The sequence below is a fragment of the Stutzerimonas stutzeri genome, from assembly GCF_009789555.1.
GTDB lineage: Bacteria > Pseudomonadota > Gammaproteobacteria > Pseudomonadales > Pseudomonadaceae > Stutzerimonas > Stutzerimonas stutzeri_R.
This window is the reverse complement of the sequence record NZ_CP046902.1, coordinates 1,380,001-1,401,123: the sequence shown is the minus strand read 5'-3', so window position 1 is coordinate 1,401,123 and position 21,123 is coordinate 1,380,001. Positions and strand designations below refer to the sequence as shown.

Sequence of the window (21,123 nt, the reverse complement as noted above, 5' to 3'; positions counted from 1 at the left end):
GATGGGACTATGGATACGGGTAGGAAGTGGGGCGTTAGCCTCGCAGATGTAATGCAGCAGAGAAGATCACGTGTTTACTAATTCGACTGCCGAGAGACTGACACGCTGAGGTTGAGTACGTGCGATCTCCCTCCACTCGGTACTGGTGCCCAAGCTCGCTACCTTGTGCATCACGAATTGAAAGGATCTCCAGTAACGGCTCCATCAACCAGCGACCCACCTCGTTCATATGCCCGGGACTCACAAGATACGCCTGCTCCAGCCAGGCGTGCTCGGTCTGCGCAGCTATGACCTGTTCCAGCAATGGAACCGACGGAACCATTAGCATGCTTCGAAAGGCCGCGTTTCCATCGTCCTCAACGATCTGCAGGTAGAACCAGGGCCAGGTCATCTCTAGCTCGACATATGACCAGAACTGCACGCCATCTGGCGCTGTTGAGAGCCCAGGAAGCAGTTCCGCATTCCGACTGGTTTTGAACACGCGCCAATCTCCTAATGATAATTGTACTTGATTGATGAACAATATATTTTGTAGTCATATATTGTTCAATCGCGCTTCATCGTTCCATTTTGCGGAGCAGCAAAATGGAAGTCCGGGATTCGTTCGGGAAAGCGTTGAGGCTCGTGCGGCAGCGTAGGGGGCTGGCACAGGAAGATTTCTCGCTCGTTAGCAGTCGTACCTTCGTCAGCATGCTGGAGCGCGGGGCAACGAGCCCGACTCTCGAAAAGCTCGATAGCCTCTGCACGGTGCTCGACACTCACCCTGTCACCCTCTTGGCCCTGACCTACTTGCTTGGATCCGAAGCTCCTGAAAGTTTTGAGCAGCTCCTGGAGAAGGTTGGTGAGGAGTTGAGAGCTCTAGTCGAACCTGACTGATTACTCAGCGAGGCTGTGTGAGGGGCCGGTTCCGTGGCCGCACAGTGAGTGTTGATCTTGCTGTCCCTCTGTCCCCAGTGGCTGGCCTGGAGGTCCTGTTTTTGGCAGGGCTTATAGTTTTTGTGGGCGTCAGAAAATATGTGGATTCTGACTTTTTGGGGCTCATATGTCCGTCGCGCAAGCTATTTTAAATCGAGTCAAGCACATGCCAAAGGGGAGGCCATTTGCCGGCGCGGTGTTCGCGCAGGTCGGTTCCCGTGCGTCGATTAATAAAGCGCTTTCTAGGCTGGTGCAATCAGGCACGCTGGAGCGAGTCGCTCGCGGTGTCTACATGCGCCCCAAAATGAGCAAGTACACCGGCAGGGTGGTGCGCCCGAGTCCGCTGGCTGTCGTGGAGGTCATCACGAAGGCGAACGGCGAGACGATCCAGATACACGGCGCGGAGGCTGTTCGGAGGTTGGGCCTCAGCACACAGATGCAGGTGTTGCCGACCTTTTACACCAGCGGATCTACTCGCGAGATCAAGGTTGGCAATGCGGTGGTTCGCCTCCGCCACGTATCCAAGGACCGCTTGCAGCACGCCGGCACGACGGTAGGTGTGGCGCTTACTGCTCTCTACTACATCGGGAAAGAAGGGCTGTCCGCTAATGTGGTTTCCAAGATTGTTAGTGCGCTGAGCGGCGAAGAGCTGATGAAGCTCCGGGCCTGCAAGATGCCGGAGTGGATGCGGTCGGCATTGCGCTTTGCTGCCAAGGAGATTGAGTAGTGCGCAATAGCACCTACCCGACTCCACCTACTGGCAGCTACCAAAGCCTGAGGCGAGACGTGGCTGGCTTTTCTGACAAGACAATGCGACTTCCTGCGCATTTAGCAAAACATGGAACTCGTCGAAGATCACCAACCCCACGCCATCGAGCGCAGGATCATCCTGTAGCCGACGTGCCAGGATGCCTTCGGTCACCACTTCGATACGGGTATTCGGCCCGACCTTGCTGTCCAGCCGGATGCGATAGCCGACGGTTTCGCCCACCTGTTCGCCCAGCTCGCTCGCCAGTCGCTCGGCCGCCGCGCGCGCGGCCAGACGCCGGGGTTCGAGCATCAGGATCGACTGCCCGGCCAACCAGGGTTCGTCCAGCAGCGCCAGCGGAACGCGGGTGGTCTTGCCGGCGCCGGGCGGCGCTTCGAGCACCGCTTCGTCACGTGCGCGCAGGGCCTGGCGCAGCGCTGGCAAGACTTGGTCGATGGGTAGGGCGATCATGGGAACTCCGCGTTGAGGGGCGCGATTATAACGGCCCCGAAGGCCGATCCGTCGCGGCCTCTCCAGCCATGCGAACAGAGCGCCCGGCCTGGCTGTCTGATGTCGAGAAAACATCACGCAGCCCTTGTATAGTTGCGCCACTTTTCCCCGGAGGTCTCTATGCGTACTCGTTCCCGTGTCATCGGCGGCGTGCTGGCCGTCTCCCTGTTCACTCAACTGGCGGCCTGCGGCACCCTGTTCTATCCGGATCGCCGTGGGCAGATCGACGGCAAGATCGATCCCGCCATCGCCGTGCTCAACGCCGTCGGCCTGCTGTTCTACGTGATCCCCGGCCTGATTGCCTTTGGCATCGACTTCGCCACCGGCGCGATCTATCTACCCGACGATGAATACTCCATGGCCCCGGAAAAGCTGCAGGAAGCCATTGGTGCCGATGGCGTGGTCGATCGCACCCGACTGAAGGCAATCATCGAGCGTGAAATCGGCCGAAGCCTGCCACTGGACGATCCACGTCTGCTCCAACATGACGGCGGTATCGAACAGTTGGCGACCTTCGGGCTACGCCCGGCCGCCTGATGCAGCACGCGAGCGAGCGACGCAAGGGCGTCACCGCCGAGCACGCCCGACTCATGCGTCGTGCCACCCGGCTGGCGCTGGCCGTCGCGTTGACGCTGGCCGCCAGCAAGGCAGCGGCCTGGTGGCTGAGCGGCTCCGTCAGCCTGCTGGCCGGTCTGACCGATTCGCTGCTGGACGGCGCGGCGTCTTTGCTCAATCTGTTGGCGGTGCATTACTCGCTGCGCCCGGCCGATGACGACCACCGTTACGGCCACGGCAAGGCGGAAGCCCTGGCCGGTCTCGGCCAGGGGGCGTTCATTTCGGTCAGCGCCATCCTGGTCTGTGTCCAAGGCATCGATCGCATGTTGCATCCGCAGCCGTTGAGTGCCCCGACGCTGGGCATCGCAGTGATGCTGCTGTCGCTGGCACTGACGGTGGCACTGTTGACGTATCAGCGCCATGTGGTGCGCGAGACAGGGTCCACCGCCATCCGCGCCGACTCGCTGCACTATCGCTCCGACCTGCTGCTCAATTGCAGCATCCTGTTGGCATTGGTGCTTGCCGGTTATGGCTGGGAACGCCTGGACGCGGTCTTCGGCATCGCCATTGCCGTCTACATTTTCTGGAGCGCGCTGAGCATCGTGCGCGAAGCCGGTGCGATCCTGATGGACACCGAGCTGCCGCCGGAAATCAGCGAACACATGCACCAGTTGGCCTGCGCCGTACCGGGCGTGGTGGGCTGCCATGACCTGCGCACGCGTGTCTCGGGCACGCGCTGGTTCGTACAGATGCACCTGGAGCTTCCCGGCGACCTGCCGCTGATCGAGGCACATGCCCTGTGCGATCAGGTCGAGGCCGCGATCCATGCCGCCTACCCGCGCGCCGAAGTGCTGGTGCATGCCGATCCACTGGAAGTGGTGAAGCCACGCCCCGACCCGGCGCAATCCGGCCACCCATAAAAAAAGACCACGGGGCGAGACGTGGTCTTTTTTCAATACTGCTCGCGATTCGCTGGCCGCTTGTGGCGGATGCTTCGGCAGCGCCTTGTGGGCGGTGCAGTCCCGGACCGATGACCTCGATAAGATCGACGGTTGGCGCGCGGGGGTAGGTAACGCGTCAGTTCTGCCGGGGGCTGAAGTTGGGTAAAGCGTACGCCCCGACTGGCAGCAGATGTTTGCGAAAATTGCTGATATACACACCGCTTGCGCAATCCATGCGCAACACACCATCATTCAGCGCAACCAGACGACAAGGCGCCCCGAAAATGAGCAAACTAGACCGCTACGACCTGCGCATCCTTCAGGCTTTGCAGCACGACGCAAGGATTTCCAATCAGGAACTGGCAGAGCGCATTGGACTGTCTCCTTCGCCCTGCTCACGCCGAGTCAAACAACTCGAGGATGACGGCTACATCGCCCGCCAGGTCGCGTTGCTGGACCGCAAGAAGCTCGGCCTCACTTTGACCGCGTACGTGCTGATCGGCATGGACCGGCACACACCGGAGCGCTTCGAGCATTTCGAGGGCGTGATCGGCAACTGCGCCGAAGTGCTCGAGTGCAGCCTGGTCACCGGCATGGATGCTGACTATCAGCTCAAGGTGGTGGTGCCGGATATGGAGCACTACCAGGCGTTCCTGCTCGGAACCCTGACGCGCATCGAGGGGGTCTCCAGCGTCCGCTCGAGCTTCGTCCTGCGCCAGGTCGCTTCCACGACCGAACTGCCGCTGGAGCACCTGCGCAGCTAAGACGCATTGCGCGTCCCGCATCACCGATAACGGACTTGGCGTATACTCGCCGCCGCCTTGCTATGCCCCGCGCGCCACATACGAACAAAGCGCCTCGCTCGCTAATAACAGGACCGCCCGCTGTCATAGCTGTTGTCGTCTGCAATCCAGACTTAGCCAAGCGGAGAAATCGATGGATCCGGAAGTTTTCGAAAAGTGGATGATGATCGTCCTGGTCGGCGGTCTGATGGCCTTCATGGCGTTCATCATCTGGGACCTGGCCAAGAAGTCGAAGGCTGGCCGGCTCGGCACGGCCATTCTCTTCCTGGGCCTGGGCCTGTGCCTGTTCGCCTTCCTCGCCAAACCGATCATCGGTTACATCATCGAAGTGTCCCAAGGCATCCCGCACTGACCGGATGACGTCAGCCCTGGCGCGGTAGCCGCGCCGGCGCTTCCCGCCATTGGCCGGGCTGCAGGCCGTCGAGCGACCAATCACCGATGCGTACCCGCACCAGGCGCAACGTCGGCAGCCCGACCGCAGCGGTCATTCGCCGCACCTGACGATTGCGACCTTCGCGGATCACCAGCTCCAGCCAGCAGGTAGGCACACACTTGCGAAAGCGTACCGGCGGGTCGCGCGGCCAGAGGTCGGGCTCGGCCAGCAACCGTGCTTGTGCCGGTAGCGTCATGCCGTCGTTGAGTTCGACCCCCTCGCGCAACCGCATTAAGTGCGCCTCGGTCGCTTCGCCCTCCACCTGGACCCAGTAGGTCTTCGGCAGCTTGTGCCGGGGATCGGCGATGCGCGCCTGCAGCCGGCCATCGTTGGTGAGCAGCAACAGGCCTTCGCTGTCCCGGTCCAGCCGACCAGCCGGATAGACGCCCGGCACCGGGACATAGTCCTTGAGCGTCGCGCGCCCATCGGCATCGTTAAACTGCGTCAGCACATCGAACGGCTTGTTCAACAGCAGCAACCGCGGCACTGCCGGCGGCGCCTTGGCGACACGCCGCGGCGGGGTTTTACCGATCGGACGCGGCGGTTCTGGACGGGAAGTACGTGACATGCCGAGGGGCTCCAGTTCGGGGCGGCCATGCTAGGGCGGCTGCGCCGGCCCCGCAAGCCGACTCCGCGAAACCCCAGCCGCGGGACGGCCTGCGCCATCGCACCATATCTGTGCAGCGAGCGCGCCAGGACGCGTCAGCGCGCCCCGTTTTGCACCGCTGCGCGTGTATTGCCCCGTTACGGCGCACGCCGTCGGACCGCGGCAACGCGGTGCCACAGCGGGCTGCGCAAAAACTGGCACGGATGCTGCGATAGCGCTTCATGTCCCAAGGACCCACCCAATCGTTGCGCATGGATAGCCAAGGAGCCGCCCACCATGAAACGCCGTCCCTTATTGAAGACCACCCTCGCCGCCAGCGCGCTGATGCTCAGCGGATTGTTCCCGTTCACCGTTCAGGCCGCCGAAACCATCAAGGTCGGTATCCTGCATTCGTTGTCGGGCACCATGGCCATTTCGGAAACATCGCTCAAAGACATGGCGCTGATGACCATCGACGAGATCAACGCCAACGGCGGCGTGCTCGGCAAGCAGCTCGAGCCAGTCGTGGTCGACCCGGCCTCCAACTGGCCGCTGTTCGCCGAGAAAGGCCGCCAGCTGCTGACCCAGGACAAGGTCGCGGTGACCTTCGGCTGCTGGACATCCGTATCGCGCAAATCCGTGTTGCCGGTGTATGAAGAGCTCAACGGACTGCTGTTCTACCCTGTTCAGTACGAAGGCGAAGAGCTGTCGCCCAACGTCTTCTACACCGGCGCCGCGCCAAACCAGCAAGCCATTCCGGCGGTCGAGTACCTGATGAGCGAGGACGGCGGCAGCGCTGAGCGCTTCTTCCTGCTCGGCACCGACTACGTCTACCCGCGTACCACCAACAAGATCCTGCGCGCGTTCCTGGTCAGCAAGGGCGTACCGGAGTCGAACATCGAAGAGGTCTACACCCCCTTCGGTCACAGCGACTACCAGACCATCGTCGCCAACATCAAGAAGTTCTCCGCCGGTGGCAAGACTGCCGTGGTGTCGACCATCAACGGAGACTCCAACGTGCCGTTCTACAAGGAACTGGCCAACCAGGGCCTGGAAGCCACTGACGTCCCGGTCGTGGCCTTCTCGGTCGGCGAAGAGGAGCTGCGCGGCATCGACACCAAGCCGCTGGTCGGCCATCTGGCCGCCTGGAACTACTTCCAGTCGGTGGAAAATCCGGTCAACGAACAGTTCGTCAGCAAGTGGAAGGCTTACGCCAAGGCCAAGAACCTGCCGGGTGCCGACAAGGCCGTGACCAACGACCCGATGGAAGCCACCTACGTTGGCATCCATATGTGGGCACAGGCTGTTGAGAAAGCCGGCACCGCCGACGTCGACAAGGTCCGTGACGCGCTGGCCGGCCAGACCTTCGAGGCGCCAAGCGGCTACACCCTGACCATGGATGAGAAGAACCACCACCTGCACAAGCCGGTGATGATCGGCGAAGTCCAGGACGACGGACAATTCTCCGTGGTCTGGGAAACCGAGAGCCCGGTGCGCGCGCAACCGTGGAGTCCGTACATCCCTGGCAACGACCAGAAGCCGGACTACGCGGTCAAGTCGAACTGACCGATCCGACTGCGGGTGGGTGGAGCCTCACCCACCCCGCATCGCTCGACCTTCGCGAGGTGAATGAGGCCTTCTCGCTCACCTTCGACCGCCGCCAGCTCCATCAAGAGAGCACGCGGCGCCCCTGGGAAATGCAAAGATGAACACTGCCCTTCACCGATTGTTTCTGCTGCTCCTGCTTGCCCTGCCCTGGGCTGCGCATGCCGGAGACGCGGCCGACTACGCCAAGGCGAGCCCGGCCAAACAGGCCAGGCTGCTTGAAGACTGGGCCATCGCACCGGTTCCCGAGCGGCTAGCGCTGATCGAAGCGCTGCGCGCCAACCGCGTGGCGATCGACAAGAACAAGACACCCTTCATCGACGAAAACGACCGCTACCATGCGCTCGAGGGCGACGCCGAACCGGTCGGCACGCTGAAAAAGCTGCGTTTGAACAACCGCCTGCGCGGTTTGCTCAATACAGCGCTGGCCAGCCATCAATTGTTCTCCGAAGACTCGTCAGTGCGCCTCGCTGCCGCCAAGCGCCTACAGCGCAGCGGTAAACCGGAACAGCTCGAACTGCTCCAGCAGCGCCTCGAAGCCGAAGACGACCCCGCCGTGAGCGAAGCCCTGACCCTGACGCTCGCCAACCTGCAGCTCAGCGCTGCCGACCCGGCCGTGCGCCTGGCCGCCGTTCGCCTGCTGGGCGAAACCGGCGCACCGCTGGCGCGGGTCCGCCTGGAAAACCTGCTGGCCGATGAAGCCGAAACCGACGCGGCCGTACGCAAGGCTGCGCAAACCAGCCTGGCGCAGGTCAAACGCAAACTGCTGATCGGCGAACTGCTCGGCCAGGCCTTCAGCGGTCTGTCGCTGGGATCGATCCTGCTGCTCGCCGCGTTGGGCCTTGCCATCACCTTCGGCCTGCTCGGGGTGATCAACATGGCCCACGGCGAAATGCTGATGCTCGGCGCCTACGCCACCTACATGGTGCAGGTGCTGATGGCCCGGCTGGCGCCCGAGGCCCTGGCGTTCTATCCGCTGGTGGCGCTGCCGGTGGCCTTCTTCGTCACCGCCGCGGTAGGCATGGCGCTCGAACGCACCGTGATCCGCCACCTTTATGGGCGACCGCTGGAGACCCTGCTGGCGACCTGGGGCATCAGCCTGATCCTGATCCAACTGGTGCGCGCGCTGTTCGGCGCGCAGAACGTGGAAGTCGCCAACCCGGGCTGGCTGTCCGGTGGATTGCAAGTGCTGCCCAATCTGGTACTGCCCTACAACCGCATGGTGATCATCGGCTTTGCGCTGTTCGTGGTGCTGCTGACCTGGCTGCTGCTTAACAAGACCCGTCTGGGCCTCAACGTGCGTGCCGTGACCCAGAATCGCAACATGGCTGCCTGCTGCGGCGTGCCCACCGGTCGCATCGACATGATGGCGTTCGGCCTAGGCTCCGGCATCGCCGGCCTCGGCGGCGTCGCCCTGAGCCAGATCGGTAACGTCGGCCCGGACCTCGGTCAGGGCTACATCATCGATTCCTTCCTGGTCGTGGTCCTCGGCGGCGTCGGCCAGCTCGCTGGCAGCATCTTCGCCGCTTTCGGTCTGGGCATTGCCAACAAGATCCTCGAACCACAGATCGGCGCCGTACTGGGCAAGATTTTGATCCTCGCGCTGATCATCCTGTTCATCCAGAAGCGCCCGCAGGGGTTGTTTGCCTTGAAAGGGAGGGTGATCGATTGAACATCGTCCTGCCCGTCAATGCTTACCGTTGTGATGCCGCTGGCCGAATCAATCCGGCCCTGCGCATGACTTTCGTGGAGCCGAATGCATTCGGCCCGACCTCCACTGCCCTGAACCGAGGCTGCCGCCCATGAACCAGCCACTTACTGTCACCGTCGCGCAAAAGGTCGGCCCGACATTCACCGGCGTCGCACTCGGCCTGGTGCTTGCCATTCTGCTGGCCATGCCGCTGCTGCATCTGCTGCCCGCGGACAATACCTTTCACGTTTCCGCCTACACCCTGACCCTGGTCGGCAAGATCCTCTGCTACTGCATTGTGGCGCTGGCGCTGGATCTGGTCTGGGGTTACGCCGGGCTGCTCTCGCTCGGGCATGGCCTGTTCTTCGCCCTCGGCGGTTACGCGATGGGCATGTACCTGATGCGTGAAAGCGCTGGCGACGGGCTCCCCGCGTTCATGAGCTTTCTCGCGTGGACCGAGCTGCCGTGGTACTGGTACGGCACCTCCAGCTTCCTTTGGTCGATGTGCCTGGTGGTACTCGCACCGGGGCTGCTGGCCTTCGTCTTCGGTTTCTTTGCGTTCCGTTCGCGAATCAAGGGCGTGTATTTCTCGATCATGACCCAGGCGCTGACGTTCGCTGGAATGCTGTTGTTCTTCCGTAACGAAACCGGTTTCGGCGGCAATAACGGTTTCACCGACTTCAAGACCATCCTCGGCTTCTCGATTTCGGCCCCCGCCACTCGTGCGACGCTGTTCTTCGCCACCGTCGCCCTGCTTGCCGGCAGCCTGTTGCTTGGCTGGCGGCTGGCCCGCAGCAAGTTCGGTCGGGTGCTGACGGCTCTGCGCGACGCTGAAAACCGCCTGATGTTCTGCGGCTACGATCCACGCGGCTACAAGCTGTTCATCTGGACGCTGTCTGCTGTGCTCTGCGGCCTGGCCGGTGCGCTCTACGTGCCGCAGGTGGGCATCATCAACCCCAGCGAAATGGCCCCGACGCAATCCATCGAGGCCGCCGTCTGGGTCGCCCTGGGCGGCCGCGGCACGCTGATCGGGCCGCTGCTCGGCGCTGGCATCGTCAACGGCATGAAGAGCTGGTTCACCGTGGCGTTCCCCGAATACTGGCTGTTCGCCCTCGGTGCGCTGTTCATCGTCGTCACCCTGTACCTGCCGAAAGGCGTCATCGGATTGCTGCGCCGGAGGGGCGAACAATGAAAACCGCACCCGTACCCGAACTGATCGACGCGGTCGACACCAGCGGCAGTGGCCGTGACGCCATTGGTCTGGGCCACCTGAAAGGTGAAGGCCTGGATACCCGCCACGGCACGATCCTCAGCCTCGAAGACATCAACGTCAGCTTCGATGGCTTCAAGGCGCTGACCAACCTCAGCCTTTACATCGGCGTTGGCGAGCTGCGCTGCATCATCGGCCCCAACGGCGCCGGCAAGACCACCATGATGGACGTCATCACCGGCAAGACCCGTCCGGACAGCGGCACCGCATTCTTCGGCGACACGCTTGACCTGACGCGCATGAGCGAGGTGGAGATCGCTCAATCGGGCATCGGGCGCAAGTTCCAGAAGCCCACGGTCTTCGAAGCGCTTTCAGTGTTCGAGAACCTCGAACTGGCGCAGAAAACCGACAAGTCGGTGTGGGCCAGCCTAAAGGCGAAGCTCAACGGCGAGCAGCGCGACCGCATCGACGAAGTGCTGGCCACCATTCGCCTGGACAGCGCGCGGCAGCGCCCCGCCGGGCTGCTGTCGCACGGTCAGAAGCAGTTTCTCGAGATCGGCATGCTGCTGATGCAGGACCCACAACTGTTGCTGCTCGACGAGCCGGTCGCCGGCATGACCGATGCCGAAACCGAGTTCACCGCCGAGCTGTTCAAGAGTCTGGCGCGTAAGCATTCGCTGATGGTGGTCGAGCATGACATGGGGTTCGTCGACACCATCGCCGACCACGTCACCGTGCTGCACCAGGGCCAGGTGTTGGCCGAAGGGTCACTCGCAACCGTGCAGAACGACGAACGCGTGATCGAGGTATATCTGGGCCGGTAACCAACGACCGCAGGATGAACGACACTGCGTTCATCCGCCCGTAAATACGCTTGGTGAATGATTAATCGGCGGGAGGCCTCGAAAGCGTGCCCACCGGACAACGAAGGAATCGCACATGCTGCACGTTCAGCAACTGCATCAATACTATGGCGGCAGCCACATTCTTCGCGGCCTCTCGTTCGACGTCAGGATTGGCGAAGTCACCTGTCTGCTGGGACGCAACGGCGTCGGCAAGACCACCCTGCTCAAGTGCCTGATGGGCCTGATCCCGGCCAAGGAAGGCACGGTGAGCTGGGAAGGCAAACCGATCACCAGCCTCAAGCCGCACCAGCGAGTGCAAGCCGGCATCGCCTATGTGCCGCAGGGCCGCGAGATATTCGGCCGGCTGACCGTCGAGGAAAACCTGCTGATGGGCCTGTCGCGCTTCAGCGCCAGGGAAGCAAAGGAAGTACCCGAATTCATCTACGAGCTGTTTCCAGTCCTCAGGGAGATGAAGCACCGCCGCGGCGGCGACCTGTCCGGCGGCCAGCAACAGCAATTAGCCATCGGCCGGGCCCTGGCGAGCAAGCCACGGCTATTGATCCTCGACGAGCCCACCGAGGGCATCCAGCCATCGGTCATCAAAGAGATCGGCGCGGTGATCAAGCAGCTCGCCGCGCGTGGCGACATGGCGATTCTGCTGGTCGAGCAGTTCTACGATTTCGCCGCCGAACTGGCTGACCAGTATCTGGTGATGAGTCGCGGCGAAATCATCCAGCAGGGCCGGGGTGAAACCATGGAATCCGAAGGGGTGCGCGGCCTGGTGGCCATCTAAAGGCGTCAGGCTTATGGGCGGACACCATCGGCGACTTCGCGGCTCGGTCGTCCACCCATGCCGACCCGTTGCGCAGCGTCTGCCGGCGATGCTTTTCAGGCCGTCGCGGAACAGGCTCGTCCTCCCCTACGGCAGGACGAACGCGTTCGGACTCCCGCGACACCGTTAGTCGGCGAACTCGGGCTCCAGCCGCATCAGCTGCCGCTTGACGCTCTCCAGGTGCAGCCGCGCGCTTTCGGCGTTGCCCTCCATCATTTGCCGGCATGCCGCACGGGCCACATCCGCCGCAACGGGTTTCAGTGGCCGGCCGCTCGCCATCGCCTTGAGCTGCACCTGCGCGGCGCGCTCGAGGTAGTAGAGGTCATCCCAGGCCTCAGCGATGTTCGGCCCGAGTACCAGCGGGCCATGGTTCTTCAGCATGATCACATCGGCCTGGCCCGCGGCACGGGCGATTCGCTCGCCTTCGGCGTCGTCGAGCGCCAGTCCGTTGTAATGCTCGTCCACCGCGAGGCGGTCGTAGAACTTCAGCGCGGTCTGTCCAGCCCAGACGAACGGCGCACCGTCCAGCAGACAAAGCGCCGTGGCGTTGGGCATGTGCGTATGGAAGGCGGCACGCGCGCGCGGGTTGAGCCGATGCAATTGCGCGTGAATGTAAAAAGCCGTGGCCTCGGGCCGGCCGTGGCCCAGGACCACGCGACCGGCGAAATCACAGATCAGCAGGGACGAGGCGGTGACTTCGCAGAAGGCCAGCCCGTATGGATTGACCAGGAACAGGTCATCCTGGCCCGGCACCACGACGGAAAAGTGGTTGCAGATGCCCTCGCCCATCCCCAGTCTGGCCGCCATGCGAAAACAAGCGGCGAGATCGATGCGTGCCTGGCGGATGGCGGGCGTATCGAGCCCGTCACGGCTGGCGCGGGGCACATTGGCGACGGCGTCGAAGGCGTGGGCCATGGCTGTTCCTTCAAGATGGGCGAGCGCTCAGCCTAGCGCAAAAACCGTCTCGACCAAGGGCCAGTTACACCCGAGTGACGAGCCAGCGCCGCCTGGCCTGACCCGGACGCGCCCGCTATCTGGCCCTACGGCCATTCGTCGTTTGTTCCTAAGGTGAGGACACCAGGCGCCGACCGATCCCGCGCCTCAACCACCGCGCCGAGGCCGATATGAGCACGCCCGTCACCAACGACTACGTTCGTTCGCTGGACCGCCAGCACGTCTTTCACTCCTGGTCGATCCAGGGCACGCTCGACCCGCTGGTGATCGCGGGCGGCGAAGGTTGCCGCCTGTGGGACCACGACGGCAACCGCTATCTGGACTTCAGCAGTCAACTGGTCAATACCAACGTCGGCCACCAGCATCCGAAGGTCATCGCGGCTATCAAGGCACAGGCCGACAGCCTGTGCACCGTGGCGCCGGCAACCGCCAACCTGATGCGGGGCGAGGCGGCCAAGCGCATCCTCGCCCGCGCCCCGGATGGCTTCGTCAAGGTGTTCTTCACCAACGCTGGCGCGGACGCCAATGAAAACGCCATGCGCATGGCACGGCAATTCACCGGCCGCGACAAGATACTCTCGGCCTATCGCTCGTATCATGGCAGCACTGGCGCGGCCATCGTTGCCACCGGCGATCCGCGCCGCGTACCCAACGAGTTCGCACGCGGCCATGTACACTTTTTCAACCCCTACCTCTATCGCACCGAGTTCCACGCGCACGACGAGGCCGAAGAGTGCGTTCGCGCGTTGCAGCATCTGCGCCGTGTAATCGAGTGCGAAGGCCCAGGCGCGATCGCCGCGATCATTCTTGAGACGATCCCCGGCACCGCTGGCGTTCTGGTGCCGCCGACGGGCTATCTGCAAGGTGTGCGCGCGCTGTGCGATGAGTTCGGCATCGTACTCATCTTCGACGAGGTCATGGCGGGCTTCGGCCGCACCGGACAATGGCTGGCGCTGGACAATTTCGGCGTGGCACCCGACCTGATCACCTTTGCCAAGGGTGTCAATTCCGGTTACGTACCCGCAGGCGGCGTGATGATCTCGCAGCCGATCGCCGAGTTCTTCGAGACTCGCTTTTTCCCCGGTGGATTGACCTACTCCGGCCATCCCCTGGCCATGGCGGCTATCGTCGCCACGCTCGACGCAATGGCCGAGCAAGGCATGGTCGACAACGCCCGGCAGGTTGGCCAGGAGGTGCTCGCCCCTGGCTTGCAGCACCTCGCCAACCGCCACGAGCTGATTGGTGAGGTGCGTGGCCTCGGGCTGTTCTGGGCGATCGAGTTCGTCTCGGATAGGCAACGCAAGACGCCATTGACCGCCGCGGTAGTGGCCCGGATGAAAGCCGCTTTCCAGGCGCGCGGGTTGCTCACCTTTACGGTGGAGAACCGTCTGCACGTGGTGCCGCCCTGCATCGTCACGCCGGCGGAAGCGAGCGAAGCGCTGACGATCCTCGATGACGTGATCGGTGACTTCTCGCGACGGGGCGCCCCGTAGTCGCGCTCGCATCGAGCGAACGTCTGGGCCGGAATCGCCCAGCCGTTGCGGCGGCGATCAGCGACCCGGTGGTACAGCGCGTTTCGGTCCTTCCGGTTGTGCCTCTATAGCGTGTCCAACACGTTGCCCAATACGCGTGCGCCCTCGCCAATCCGCGCGGCGTCGATGGCATGGAAGCCCAGGCGCATGAAGTGGCTGGGCGGTGCCTCGTTGAAAAAGAACTGAGCGCCCGCCTCGAACAGTACGCCCTGCTGCGCAGCGGCCCAGGCCAGACGTTGTGTGTCGACGCCTTCCGGCGCCCGCAGCCAGAATGCGCTGGCGCCCGGGCTGCCCATCGGCTGGCAACTCGGCAACGCATCGTCGAGCGCCAGGCGCAGCGTGTCACGGCGGCGCCGATGCTCATCGCGAAAGCGCCGCAGGTGGGCGTCGTAGTGCCCCTGGGCAAGAAATTCCGCGAGCATGCGCTGGTTGTTCAGTGGCGGATGGCGGTACATCAGGCGACGTAGCGCACGCAATTCATCGATCAATTCAGCGTCCGCCACCAGATAGCCGATTCGCAGACCTGGCGAAAAGGCCTTCGACAGACTGCTCATGTAGATCACCCGGCCGCTGGTATCACTCGCCTTGAGCGCGGGCTGGGCCTGGTGGTCGAGGTTGAACTCAGCGTCGTAGTCGTCCTCGATCACCACCTGGTCATGCTGACTGATCTGGCGCAACAACGCAGTGCGCCGCGCAGCACTCATCGCGACCCCGGTGGGCACCTGGTGGCCAGGGGTGACGTACAGGTAGTCGCAGCCATGCAGGCGACTGTCGACCACCAACCCTTGCTCATCCACCGATTGCAACTGTACGTCGGCGCCGCGCAACTCGAAGAGACTCAGCGCATCGCGAAAACCGGGGTTTTCCATCGCCACCCGCACGCCTTTGCTCATCAGCAAGGTCGCGAGCAGATAGAGCGCATTCTGCGAGCCGAGCGTGACGAGCACCTCGTCGGACCGCGCCCAGATTCCGCGTTTGGGCAGGACACGGGTGCGCAACTGCTCAATGAGCATGTCATCGTCACGGTCGAAGCGATCGTTCATCCAGCAAGGGTCACGGTCCCCACGCAGCAACGAGCGCGACACTTCACGCCAGCGCTCCAGTGGGAACAATTCGCGGATTGGCTGACCGTAGACGAAGGGGTACGCAAAGCGCGTCCAGTTGCTCGGCCGCAGAACGCCGTGTTTCAGGCTGGGCTGCATCTTCAGCCGTGAGCCCCAATCTGGTGCGCGCTCGCGGGTGGAATCGAATGGCGCGTCGCTCCTGTGTACCTCATGCATTCGTGGCGGTTCGGCGGATTCGCTCGACTGGTAGTCGGGATGCAGGTAGTAGCCGCTGCGCGGCCGGCTGACCAGATAGCCATTGTCCAGCAAGCTTTCATAGACGAGCGCCACCGTATTGCGCGACACGGCCAACTGCTGGGAAAGCTTGCGACAGGAGGGTAGCGGTTCGTCGGCCGGGAAGCCTCCACCAAGAATTGCCGAGACGAGGGTTTCGCGCAGCTGCTCTTGCAAACCTCGCTGCCGATTGAAGTCCAGGTGGATGTAATGATCGATCATGGCGCCATCCAGTCGAAATGCATCTGCCTGTGCCGAAGCAAGGACTGCGCCATCACTGGCGGCACCCGTGTCACTGGCCAGCCGAAAGTCCGCAACTGCACCTATCGCCCGGCGCGAACCGGCTCCTAAGGTGAAAGCAGGCCGTCGCTCAGCGCCGCTGACAGGCTAGCCCACCGTCGAACTGGAGCAATGACATGACGCATTCAAGCAAGGACTCGGTTGCCGCCAAACCTCGCGGCATGCTGCGCACCCTGACACTGGCCGGCTGCGTGCTGTCCGCCGCAGGGGCGATCAGCGCGTATGCGGCCGATCTGGAGGACATCAAGTCGCGTGGCTACATGACCGTCGCCACTGAGGACGATTACGCGCCGTTCAATTACATCGTCGATGGCAAACCGGAAGGCTTCCACAAGGAGCTGCTGGAGGATCTCAAGGCCTACGCAAAAGACCACGGCTTCGAGGTCCGCCAGGAAATACTGCCGTGGACCGGGCTGCTCGCCTCGGTATCGTCCGGGCAGTATGACGCGGCCTTCACCGGCGCACTGGTGACCGACGACCGCCTACGGGTGTTCGACTTCACGCCGCCGTTCGCCTCCGCACAGCACTTCTACGCCAAGCGCGCCGGCGACGACAGCCTATCGGACATCGCCAGCCTGTGCGGAAAAAAAGCGGGCGTACAGGCCGGTAGCGCCCTGCTGGCCCGTTTGCCCGAGCTGAAGAAGATGATGGCCGCCGAGCGATGCGAGATGGGTGATGTGGTGGAATACCAGTCCTACCCCGAAGCCTACGCCGACCTCGCCAATGGCCGACTGGATTACGTCGTCAATGCGCTGATCTCGGTGAACGACCTGATCAAGACCCGAGGGGATACCTTCGCCAAGGGCATCGCGGTGTCCGGCGACGGTTTCGCCGCGTGGCCGGTGTCAAAGCAGAGCCCGGAACTGCTGGCGTTCTTCAGCGGATTCATGAACCACATCCGCGACAACGGGCGGCTCGCCGAGCTACAGACCAAATGGTTCGGCGAAGCCTTCCCGAATCTACCCACGGAGCCGATCAAGAGCGTCGAACAGTTCCACTCGTTGGCCGGAATGGACTGAGCGTCGTACCCCAGCCAGGCCGGGCCGGCCAAACTGGCCCCGGCCTTGTTAGCACCTTCTCGGGACCTTCACCCCCGTCTTGATCCTGCGCGTGGTGCGCTTTGATTGCTCAAGGAATGTCGGATATGAACGGACAGGCCTGGTTGCTGCTGCTTGAGGGTGCCTGGACCACGTTGTGGATTTCGGGCATCGCCATAGCCATCGGTGTGGTACTGGGGCTCGGCGTAGCCTTGGTGCGTATCGCGCGGATACCTTTCATCGACCAATTGCTGATCGTCTACGTCAGCCTCGCCCGTGCGACGCCACTGGTCACGCTGGTGCTGTTTATCTTTCTCACTGCACCGACGCTGGGCATGGGCCTGGACCGTAACACCGCCGCGATACTCGCCCTCACGCTCAATACCGCCGCGTTCAACGCCGAGGTATGGCGCGCGGCCTTCCTCAGTTTTTCCCGGGAGCAACGTGAAGCGGCGCTGGCCTGCGGCATGACCGGGCCCGTGTTCTTGCGCCGTATCATGCTGCCGCAGATGTTCACCAGCAGCCTGCCAGGGCTGGTCAACGAGATGTCGTTCATCATCAAAAGCAGCCCGGCGATCGCGGTGATCGGGATCGTCGACCTGACCCGCGTGACCAACCGCATCACGGCGGTGACTTACGAGCCGTTGCCACCGATTCTCGCGGCGGCGCTGCTGTACATGCTTATCATTGGCGTGCTGATCCGCCTGCAGGCGCGTGCCGAGCGCAAAGCCAACCGATTGGCCATGTGAGGAGGACCGCATGAACGAATGGGCGATCATCTGGGACGCGCGACAGGCCTTTCTCGATGGCTTTTTAACCACCCTGCTACTGTTCGGTCTGGCGGTCACGGTCGCCTTCGCCATGGGATGCCTGTTCGCCTTCTGGCTGGAACGGCGCAACCCGTTCACATGGTTACTGCGTGGTTTCATCGACTGCATGCGCATGCTGCCCTTTTTGATCCTGGCTTACCTGCTCTACTACGGTCTGCCGAGTCTTGGCCTGCGGCTCGATGCCTGGACCGCCGGCCTGGTCGCGCTGATCGTCTACTACGCGGCCTACTTTGGCGAAGTACTGCGCGGCGCTCGGCTGGTACTGCCGGAAGGCCAGGTCGAAGCCGCGAAAGCCTACGGCTTCACGCCCTTCTCGCTGTACCGGCGCATCGTGTTGCCGCAGTTGGTGATCAAGACGCGTCCACTGATGGGTAACCTGCTGATCCTGGCGCTGAAAGACACCGCCTTTCTGACCATCATCACGGTTCGCGAACTGACCGCCGCAGCGAATTCGGTGCAAGCGACGTACTTCATTCCGATGGAAGCGTTCGTGGTGGTCATCGCGCTCTACTGGCTGATCAGCATCTGCCTGGAACTGGCGCTCAAGTGGGCTGGCCGGTTCGGCGCAAAACGAGGGTTCGAACATGTCTGATGTCCCGGCGGTGCGCATCGAGCGCCTGTCCAAAAGCTTCGATGGCGTGGAGGTATTGCGCGACATCGAACTGACCGTGAACAAGGGCGAGGTGGTGAGCGTGCTTGGCTCGTCCGGCTCGGGGAAATCCACGATGCTGCGCTGCATCAACTGGCTGGAAGAGCCCGACCGCGGCACCATCCACATCGCCGGCGAACGTATCGGGATTGATGAGGATGGTCGAAAGATGCGCAACAAGGCGCTGGCCGCCCTGCGTGCGCGCACCGGTATGGTGTTCCAGGGCTTCAATCTGTGGCCGCATTTCACCGTACTGCAGAACGTCATGGAGTCCCCGGTGCAGGTCAAAGGCATGCGAAAGGACGAAGCACGCGCCCAGGCGATGGCATTGCTGGAAAAAGTCGGAATGGAGCACAAGGCCGACGCTTATCCCTACACCCTGTCCGGCGGGCAGAAGCAGCGTGTGGCAATCGCCCGTGCGTTGGCCATGAGCCCCGAGGTGATGCTGTTCGACGAGCCAACCTCGGCCCTCGATCCTGAGCGAGTCGGCGAGGTGCTACAGGTTATGAAGACCCTCTCGGCAGAGGGCTACACCATGATCGTCGTTACCCACGAAATGGAATTCGCACGGGCAGTCTCGGATCAGGTGGTGTTTCTCGAGAAAGGCCGAATCATCGAAAAGGCTGATCCGGAGACGTTCTTCACCAACCCTTCGACCGACCGTGTGCGGCGTTTTCTCGAGCTGGCATGAACTGCCGGAGCCGATGAGACAGCGGATCGCGCGCCCTGCCCTATGCCTTCGCCGTACGACCGCGTAGCAGTGTCAACCACATGAAGCCGGTTTTGACAGGCTTGCTTCGAGACCTATGCGCCGTACTGACCCACCGGCAAACGACAACTGGCCCTGGCCACAGTCGCACCGCGCATTAAGCTCTTCCGGTCGGCCGCATTCGGCCACCTACTTCAACAGCCTCGAGGTCCAAACATGAATAACGTGGTCTTCATCACGGGTGCAACATCCGGCTTCGGCCGCGCCACCGCTCGCCGCTTCGCCAAGGCCGGCTGGGCCCTGGTGTTGACTGGCCGACGCCAGGAACGGCTTGATGCGCTCAAGGATGAGCTGTCGAACGCAGCCCCCGTGCATATTGCGGCACTGGACGTACGCGATGCCGGGGCGGTGAAACAAGTGGTGGCCGACCTTCCCGACGGTTTTCGTGAAATAAGAACGCTTGTCAACAATGCAGGCCTGGCACTAGCGCCAGAGCCCGCGCAGCAGGTCGCGCTGGAAGACTGGCATACCATGATCGATACCAACGTCACCGGGCTGGTCAATGTGACCCATGCGTTACTGCCGCGCCTAATCGATACGGGCAAGGGTTCTAGCATCATCAGCATCGGCTCCGTGGCGGGCCACTGGCCTTATCCGGGCGGACACGTTTACGGCGCGACCAAAGCGTTCGTCGAGCAGTTCGGCTACAACCTGCGGTGCGACCTGCTCGGTACGGGCGTCCGGGTCACCGACATCGCACCAGGCATGGCGGAGACCGAATTTACCCTCGTCCGCACCAAGGGCAACCAACAGGCGTCGGACAAACTCTACCGCGGAACGACACCCCTCACCGCCGAAGACATCGCCGAGCAGATTTTCTACGTCGCGACCCTCCCGGACCACATCAACATCAACCGTCTGGAATTGATGCCGACCCGCCAGGCATGGTCACCCTTCAATATCGACCGGGACAAATAGCCGACACACCCATGTCGCCGACCTGACCGTCCGCCTTTGGCCTGCCATACGCGAGGCTGCTGTAAATGCGGCGAGGTTCGGATGACCAGCAAACGGCGCATCCAAGCACCTTCAAGTCCCGCACAACCAGCCCGCAGTATGCGCCGGGATGTCAGAGCGTCTAATAGGCGATAGCACCTGCAGGGCGCTACGGGCTTGACGACCGGTGAGCCAGGGTGACCGTCGACCGGCCTGGGTTCTTGATCTTTACCGCGGGGCCTTGGCTTGAACATCAGCGGACGGCCTTGATGGCAACGTCAGCGGACGACGACGGTCTCGCGCTGCAGCGCCGGGGTTTTCCGTCGCGCAAAGACAAACCCCCGGACCTCTTTCGAGGACCGGGGGTTTGGGATTTAAGCTTGACGATGACCTACTCTCACATGGGGAGACCCCACACTACCATCGGCGATGCGTCGTTTCACTTCTGAGTTCGGGATGGGATCAGGTGGTTCCAACGCTCTATGGTCGTCAAGCAATTCGGTTGGGGACTCGGTGTTCAGTCGCGTCCCCTAATCAGGTATGTGATGGTGTCGCTGTTTCGGTATCGCTTGCGAGCGATGCGTCTTTTCGGTTTGTTTGTCGACTTCAACCGTCTGACACGCAAACATCAAATTGTTTGGGTGTTATATGGTCAAGCCTCACGGGCAATTAGTATGGGTTAGCTCAACGCCTCACAGCGCTTACACACCCCACCTATCAACGTCGTAGTCTTCGACGGCCCTTCAGGGAGCTCAAGGCTCCAGTGAGATCTCATCTTGAGGCAAGTTTCCCGCTTAGATGCTTTCAGCGGTTATCTCTTCCGAACATAGCTACCCGGCAATGCCACTGGCGTGACAACCGGAACACCAGAGGTTCGTCCACTCCGGTCCTCTCGTACTAGGAGCAGCCCTCTCAAATCTCAAACGTCCACGGCAGATAGGGACCGAACTGTCTCACGACGTTCTAAACCCAGCTCGCGTACCACTTTAAATGGCGAACAGCCATACCCTTGGGACCGGCTTCAGCCCCAGGATGTGATGAGCCGACATCGAGGTGCCAAACACCGCGTCGATATGAACTCTTGGGCGGTATCAGCCTGTTATCCC

The 21,123-nt window shown here is 62.4% G+C and carries 23 protein-coding genes and 2 rRNA genes (1 of these 25 only partly in view); 18 read left to right on the top strand and 7 right to left on the bottom strand.

The genetic code is table 11. The annotated features are described in order from the left end of the window. Positions 1-34 precede the first annotated feature (34 nt). Positions 35-481 carry a hypothetical protein gene (locus tag GQA94_RS06515; RefSeq protein WP_003292632.1) on the bottom strand — a complete coding sequence of 149 codons (447 nt, stop codon included), beginning with the start codon at positions 479-481 and terminating at the stop codon, positions 35-37. Between the two features lie 104 nt (positions 482-585). On the opposite strand from GQA94_RS06515, the gene GQA94_RS06510 reads away from it, so the two are divergent. Together GQA94_RS06510 and GQA94_RS06505 are read left to right on the top strand one after the other, a co-directional pair. Next, the gene (locus tag GQA94_RS06510) at positions 586-876 is read left to right on the top strand and encodes a helix-turn-helix domain-containing protein (RefSeq protein WP_003292631.1); all 291 of its coding nucleotides are present in this window, start codon (positions 586-588) and stop codon (positions 874-876) included. A gap of 166 nt (positions 877-1,042) precedes the next feature. After that, positions 1,043-1,642: a DUF6088 family protein gene (locus tag GQA94_RS06505; protein ID WP_015275564.1), complete on the top strand. Its 600-nt coding sequence runs from the start codon at positions 1,043-1,045 to the stop codon at positions 1,640-1,642. Positions 1,643-1,669: 27 nt separating this feature from the next. Here the strand turns inward: GQA94_RS06505 and GQA94_RS06500 are convergent, their stop codons facing one another. Next, positions 1,670-2,134 (bottom strand): DEAD/DEAH box helicase, encoded by a 465-nt coding sequence (locus GQA94_RS06500; protein ID WP_158187309.1) that lies wholly within the window; start codon positions 2,132-2,134, stop codon positions 1,670-1,672. A gap of 159 nt (positions 2,135-2,293) precedes the next feature. Here GQA94_RS06500 and GQA94_RS06495 point away from each other — a divergent pair, with 159 nt between their 5' ends. From GQA94_RS06495 to GQA94_RS06480, 4 genes are all read left to right on the top strand, one after another. Then, a complete protein-coding gene (locus GQA94_RS06495; RefSeq protein WP_158187308.1) occupies positions 2,294-2,710 on the top strand; it encodes a polyribonucleotide nucleotidyltransferase in 417 nt (138 codons plus the stop codon). Further along, positions 2,710-3,648 (top strand): cation diffusion facilitator family transporter, encoded by a 939-nt coding sequence (locus GQA94_RS06490; RefSeq protein WP_158187307.1) that lies wholly within the window; start codon positions 2,710-2,712, stop codon positions 3,646-3,648. Before GQA94_RS06495 ends, GQA94_RS06490 begins: the two co-directional genes overlap by 1 nt. Positions 3,649-3,953: 305 nt before the next feature. Further along, positions 3,954-4,433 carry an Lrp/AsnC family transcriptional regulator gene (locus GQA94_RS06485; RefSeq protein ID WP_158187306.1) on the top strand — a complete coding sequence of 160 codons (480 nt, stop codon included), beginning with the start codon at positions 3,954-3,956 and terminating at the stop codon, positions 4,431-4,433. Positions 4,434-4,605: 172 nt separating this feature from the next. Beyond that, positions 4,606-4,824 (top strand): DUF2788 domain-containing protein, encoded by a 219-nt coding sequence (locus GQA94_RS06480; protein WP_158187305.1) that lies wholly within the window; start codon positions 4,606-4,608, stop codon positions 4,822-4,824. A gap of 10 nt (positions 4,825-4,834) precedes the next feature. Here the strand turns inward: GQA94_RS06480 and GQA94_RS06475 are convergent, their stop codons facing one another. Continuing rightward, entirely contained in the window at positions 4,835-5,473 is a 639-nt protein-coding gene (locus GQA94_RS06475; RefSeq protein ID WP_158187304.1) for a pseudouridine synthase, read from the bottom strand. Positions 5,474-5,788: 315 nt separating this feature from the next. Here GQA94_RS06475 and urtA point away from each other — a divergent pair, with 315 nt between their 5' ends. From urtA to urtE, 5 genes are all read left to right on the top strand, one after another. Continuing rightward, positions 5,789-7,057 (top strand): urea ABC transporter substrate-binding protein, encoded by a 1,269-nt coding sequence (gene urtA, locus GQA94_RS06470; protein WP_158187303.1) that lies wholly within the window; start codon positions 5,789-5,791, stop codon positions 7,055-7,057. A 139-nt stretch (positions 7,058-7,196) separates the two neighbouring features. Continuing rightward, positions 7,197-8,768, top strand: coding sequence for an urea ABC transporter permease subunit UrtB (gene urtB / locus GQA94_RS06465; protein ID WP_158187302.1), 1,572 nt, complete (start codon positions 7,197-7,199; stop codon positions 8,766-8,768). A gap of 130 nt (positions 8,769-8,898) precedes the next feature. Next, positions 8,899-9,978 (top strand): urea ABC transporter permease subunit UrtC, encoded by a 1,080-nt coding sequence (gene urtC, locus GQA94_RS06460; protein ID WP_158187301.1) that lies wholly within the window; start codon positions 8,899-8,901, stop codon positions 9,976-9,978. Then, entirely contained in the window at positions 9,975-10,820 is an 846-nt protein-coding gene (urtD, locus tag GQA94_RS06455) for an urea ABC transporter ATP-binding protein UrtD (RefSeq protein ID WP_158187300.1), read from the top strand. The genes urtC and urtD overlap by 4 nt, the downstream gene beginning before the upstream one ends. A gap of 115 nt (positions 10,821-10,935) precedes the next feature. Continuing rightward, positions 10,936-11,634 (top strand): urea ABC transporter ATP-binding subunit UrtE, encoded by a 699-nt coding sequence (gene urtE / locus GQA94_RS06450; RefSeq protein WP_158187299.1) that lies wholly within the window; start codon positions 10,936-10,938, stop codon positions 11,632-11,634. Positions 11,635-11,799: 165 nt separating this feature from the next. On the opposite strand, the gene GQA94_RS06445 is transcribed toward urtE, so the two are convergent. Then, positions 11,800-12,588, bottom strand: a complete 789-nt coding sequence (locus GQA94_RS06445) for an aldolase (protein ID WP_158187298.1) — start codon at positions 12,586-12,588, stop codon at positions 11,800-11,802. A gap of 209 nt (positions 12,589-12,797) precedes the next feature. Here GQA94_RS06445 and GQA94_RS06440 point away from each other — a divergent pair, with 209 nt between their 5' ends. Beyond that, complete coding sequence (locus GQA94_RS06440; protein WP_158187297.1) at positions 12,798-14,120, top strand: aspartate aminotransferase family protein; 1,323 nt, start codon at positions 12,798-12,800, stop codon at positions 14,118-14,120. A 104-nt stretch (positions 14,121-14,224) separates the two neighbouring features. Here the strand turns inward: GQA94_RS06440 and GQA94_RS06435 are convergent, their stop codons facing one another. Further along, the gene (locus tag GQA94_RS06435; RefSeq protein ID WP_158187296.1) at positions 14,225-15,718 is read right to left on the bottom strand and encodes a PLP-dependent aminotransferase family protein; all 1,494 of its coding nucleotides are present in this window, start codon (positions 15,716-15,718) and stop codon (positions 14,225-14,227) included. Between GQA94_RS06435 and GQA94_RS06430 the strand changes: the two genes are divergently transcribed. The 6 genes from GQA94_RS06430 to GQA94_RS06405 all read left to right on the top strand — a co-directional run bounded on the left by GQA94_RS06430 (position 15,707) and on the right by GQA94_RS06405 (position 19,999). Next, positions 15,707-15,847 carry a hypothetical protein gene (locus GQA94_RS06430; RefSeq protein ID WP_158187295.1) on the top strand — a complete coding sequence of 47 codons (141 nt, stop codon included), beginning with the start codon at positions 15,707-15,709 and terminating at the stop codon, positions 15,845-15,847. The genes GQA94_RS06435 and GQA94_RS06430 overlap by 12 nt on opposite strands. Before the next feature lie 65 nt (positions 15,848-15,912). Next, positions 15,913-16,815 carry a transporter substrate-binding domain-containing protein gene (locus GQA94_RS06425; RefSeq protein WP_199270106.1) on the top strand — a complete coding sequence of 301 codons (903 nt, stop codon included), beginning with the start codon at positions 15,913-15,915 and terminating at the stop codon, positions 16,813-16,815. 125 nt (positions 16,816-16,940) lie between these two features. After that, positions 16,941-17,582, top strand: a complete 642-nt coding sequence (locus GQA94_RS06420; protein WP_158187294.1) for an amino acid ABC transporter permease — start codon at positions 16,941-16,943, stop codon at positions 17,580-17,582. 10 nt (positions 17,583-17,592) lie between these two features. After that, on the top strand, positions 17,593-18,255 hold the full coding sequence (locus GQA94_RS06415; protein ID WP_158187293.1) for an amino acid ABC transporter permease: 663 nt from the start codon (positions 17,593-17,595) through the stop codon (positions 18,253-18,255). Next, a complete protein-coding gene (locus GQA94_RS06410; protein ID WP_158187292.1) occupies positions 18,248-19,003 on the top strand; it encodes an amino acid ABC transporter ATP-binding protein in 756 nt (251 codons plus the stop codon). Before GQA94_RS06415 ends, GQA94_RS06410 begins: the two co-directional genes overlap by 8 nt. A gap of 234 nt (positions 19,004-19,237) precedes the next feature. After that, a complete protein-coding gene (locus GQA94_RS06405) occupies positions 19,238-19,999 on the top strand; it encodes an SDR family NAD(P)-dependent oxidoreductase (RefSeq protein ID WP_158187291.1) in 762 nt (253 codons plus the stop codon). 396 nt (positions 20,000-20,395) lie between these two features. Here the strand turns inward: GQA94_RS06405 and rrf are convergent. After that, a 5S ribosomal RNA gene (gene rrf, locus GQA94_RS06400) occupies positions 20,396-20,511 on the bottom strand. A 154-nt stretch (positions 20,512-20,665) separates the two neighbouring features. Continuing rightward, a 23S ribosomal RNA gene (locus GQA94_RS06395) occupies positions 20,666-21,123 on the bottom strand; it runs 2,426 nt beyond the window's last position.

Bases quoted from the DNA above. Each gene is read 5' to 3' on its own strand.
- GQA94_RS06425 (WP_199270106.1), top strand. From the start codon at position 15,913: ATGACGCATTCAAGCAAGGACTCGGTTGCCGCCAAACCTCGCGGCATG.
- urtB (WP_158187302.1), top strand. From the start codon at position 7,197: ATGAACACTGCCCTTCACCGATTGTTTCTGCTGCTCCTGCTTGCCCTG.
- GQA94_RS06440 (WP_158187297.1), top strand. From the start codon at position 12,798: ATGAGCACGCCCGTCACCAACGACTACGTTCGTTCGCTGGACCGCCAG.
- GQA94_RS06490 (WP_158187307.1), top strand. From the start codon at position 2,710: ATGCAGCACGCGAGCGAGCGACGCAAGGGCGTCACCGCCGAGCACGCC.
- GQA94_RS06495 (WP_158187308.1), top strand. From the start codon at position 2,294: ATGCGTACTCGTTCCCGTGTCATCGGCGGCGTGCTGGCCGTCTCCCTG.
- urtC (WP_158187301.1), top strand. From the start codon at position 8,899: ATGAACCAGCCACTTACTGTCACCGTCGCGCAAAAGGTCGGCCCGACA.
- urtD (WP_158187300.1), top strand. From the start codon at position 9,975: ATGAAAACCGCACCCGTACCCGAACTGATCGACGCGGTCGACACCAGC.
- GQA94_RS06445 (WP_158187298.1), bottom strand. From the start codon at position 12,588: ATGGCCCACGCCTTCGACGCCGTCGCCAATGTGCCCCGCGCCAGCCGT.
- GQA94_RS06405 (WP_158187291.1), top strand. From the start codon at position 19,238: ATGAATAACGTGGTCTTCATCACGGGTGCAACATCCGGCTTCGGCCGC.
- GQA94_RS06500 (WP_158187309.1), bottom strand. From the start codon at position 2,134: ATGATCGCCCTACCCATCGACCAAGTCTTGCCAGCGCTGCGCCAGGCC.
- GQA94_RS06475 (WP_158187304.1), bottom strand. From the start codon at position 5,473: ATGTCACGTACTTCCCGTCCAGAACCGCCGCGTCCGATCGGTAAAACC.
- GQA94_RS06415 (WP_158187293.1), top strand. From the start codon at position 17,593: ATGAACGAATGGGCGATCATCTGGGACGCGCGACAGGCCTTTCTCGAT.
- urtA (WP_158187303.1), top strand. From the start codon at position 5,789: ATGAAACGCCGTCCCTTATTGAAGACCACCCTCGCCGCCAGCGCGCTG.
- GQA94_RS06505 (WP_015275564.1), top strand. From the start codon at position 1,043: ATGTCCGTCGCGCAAGCTATTTTAAATCGAGTCAAGCACATGCCAAAG.
- GQA94_RS06430 (WP_158187295.1), top strand. From the start codon at position 15,707: ATGATCGATCATGGCGCCATCCAGTCGAAATGCATCTGCCTGTGCCGA.
- urtE (WP_158187299.1), top strand. From the start codon at position 10,936: ATGCTGCACGTTCAGCAACTGCATCAATACTATGGCGGCAGCCACATT.
- GQA94_RS06435 (WP_158187296.1), bottom strand. From the start codon at position 15,718: ATGATCGATCATTACATCCACCTGGACTTCAATCGGCAGCGAGGTTTG.
- GQA94_RS06485 (WP_158187306.1), top strand. From the start codon at position 3,954: ATGAGCAAACTAGACCGCTACGACCTGCGCATCCTTCAGGCTTTGCAG.
- GQA94_RS06480 (WP_158187305.1), top strand. From the start codon at position 4,606: ATGGATCCGGAAGTTTTCGAAAAGTGGATGATGATCGTCCTGGTCGGC.
- GQA94_RS06510 (WP_003292631.1), top strand. From the start codon at position 586: ATGGAAGTCCGGGATTCGTTCGGGAAAGCGTTGAGGCTCGTGCGGCAG.
- GQA94_RS06410 (WP_158187292.1), top strand. From the start codon at position 18,248: ATGTCTGATGTCCCGGCGGTGCGCATCGAGCGCCTGTCCAAAAGCTTC.
- GQA94_RS06420 (WP_158187294.1), top strand. From the start codon at position 16,941: ATGAACGGACAGGCCTGGTTGCTGCTGCTTGAGGGTGCCTGGACCACG.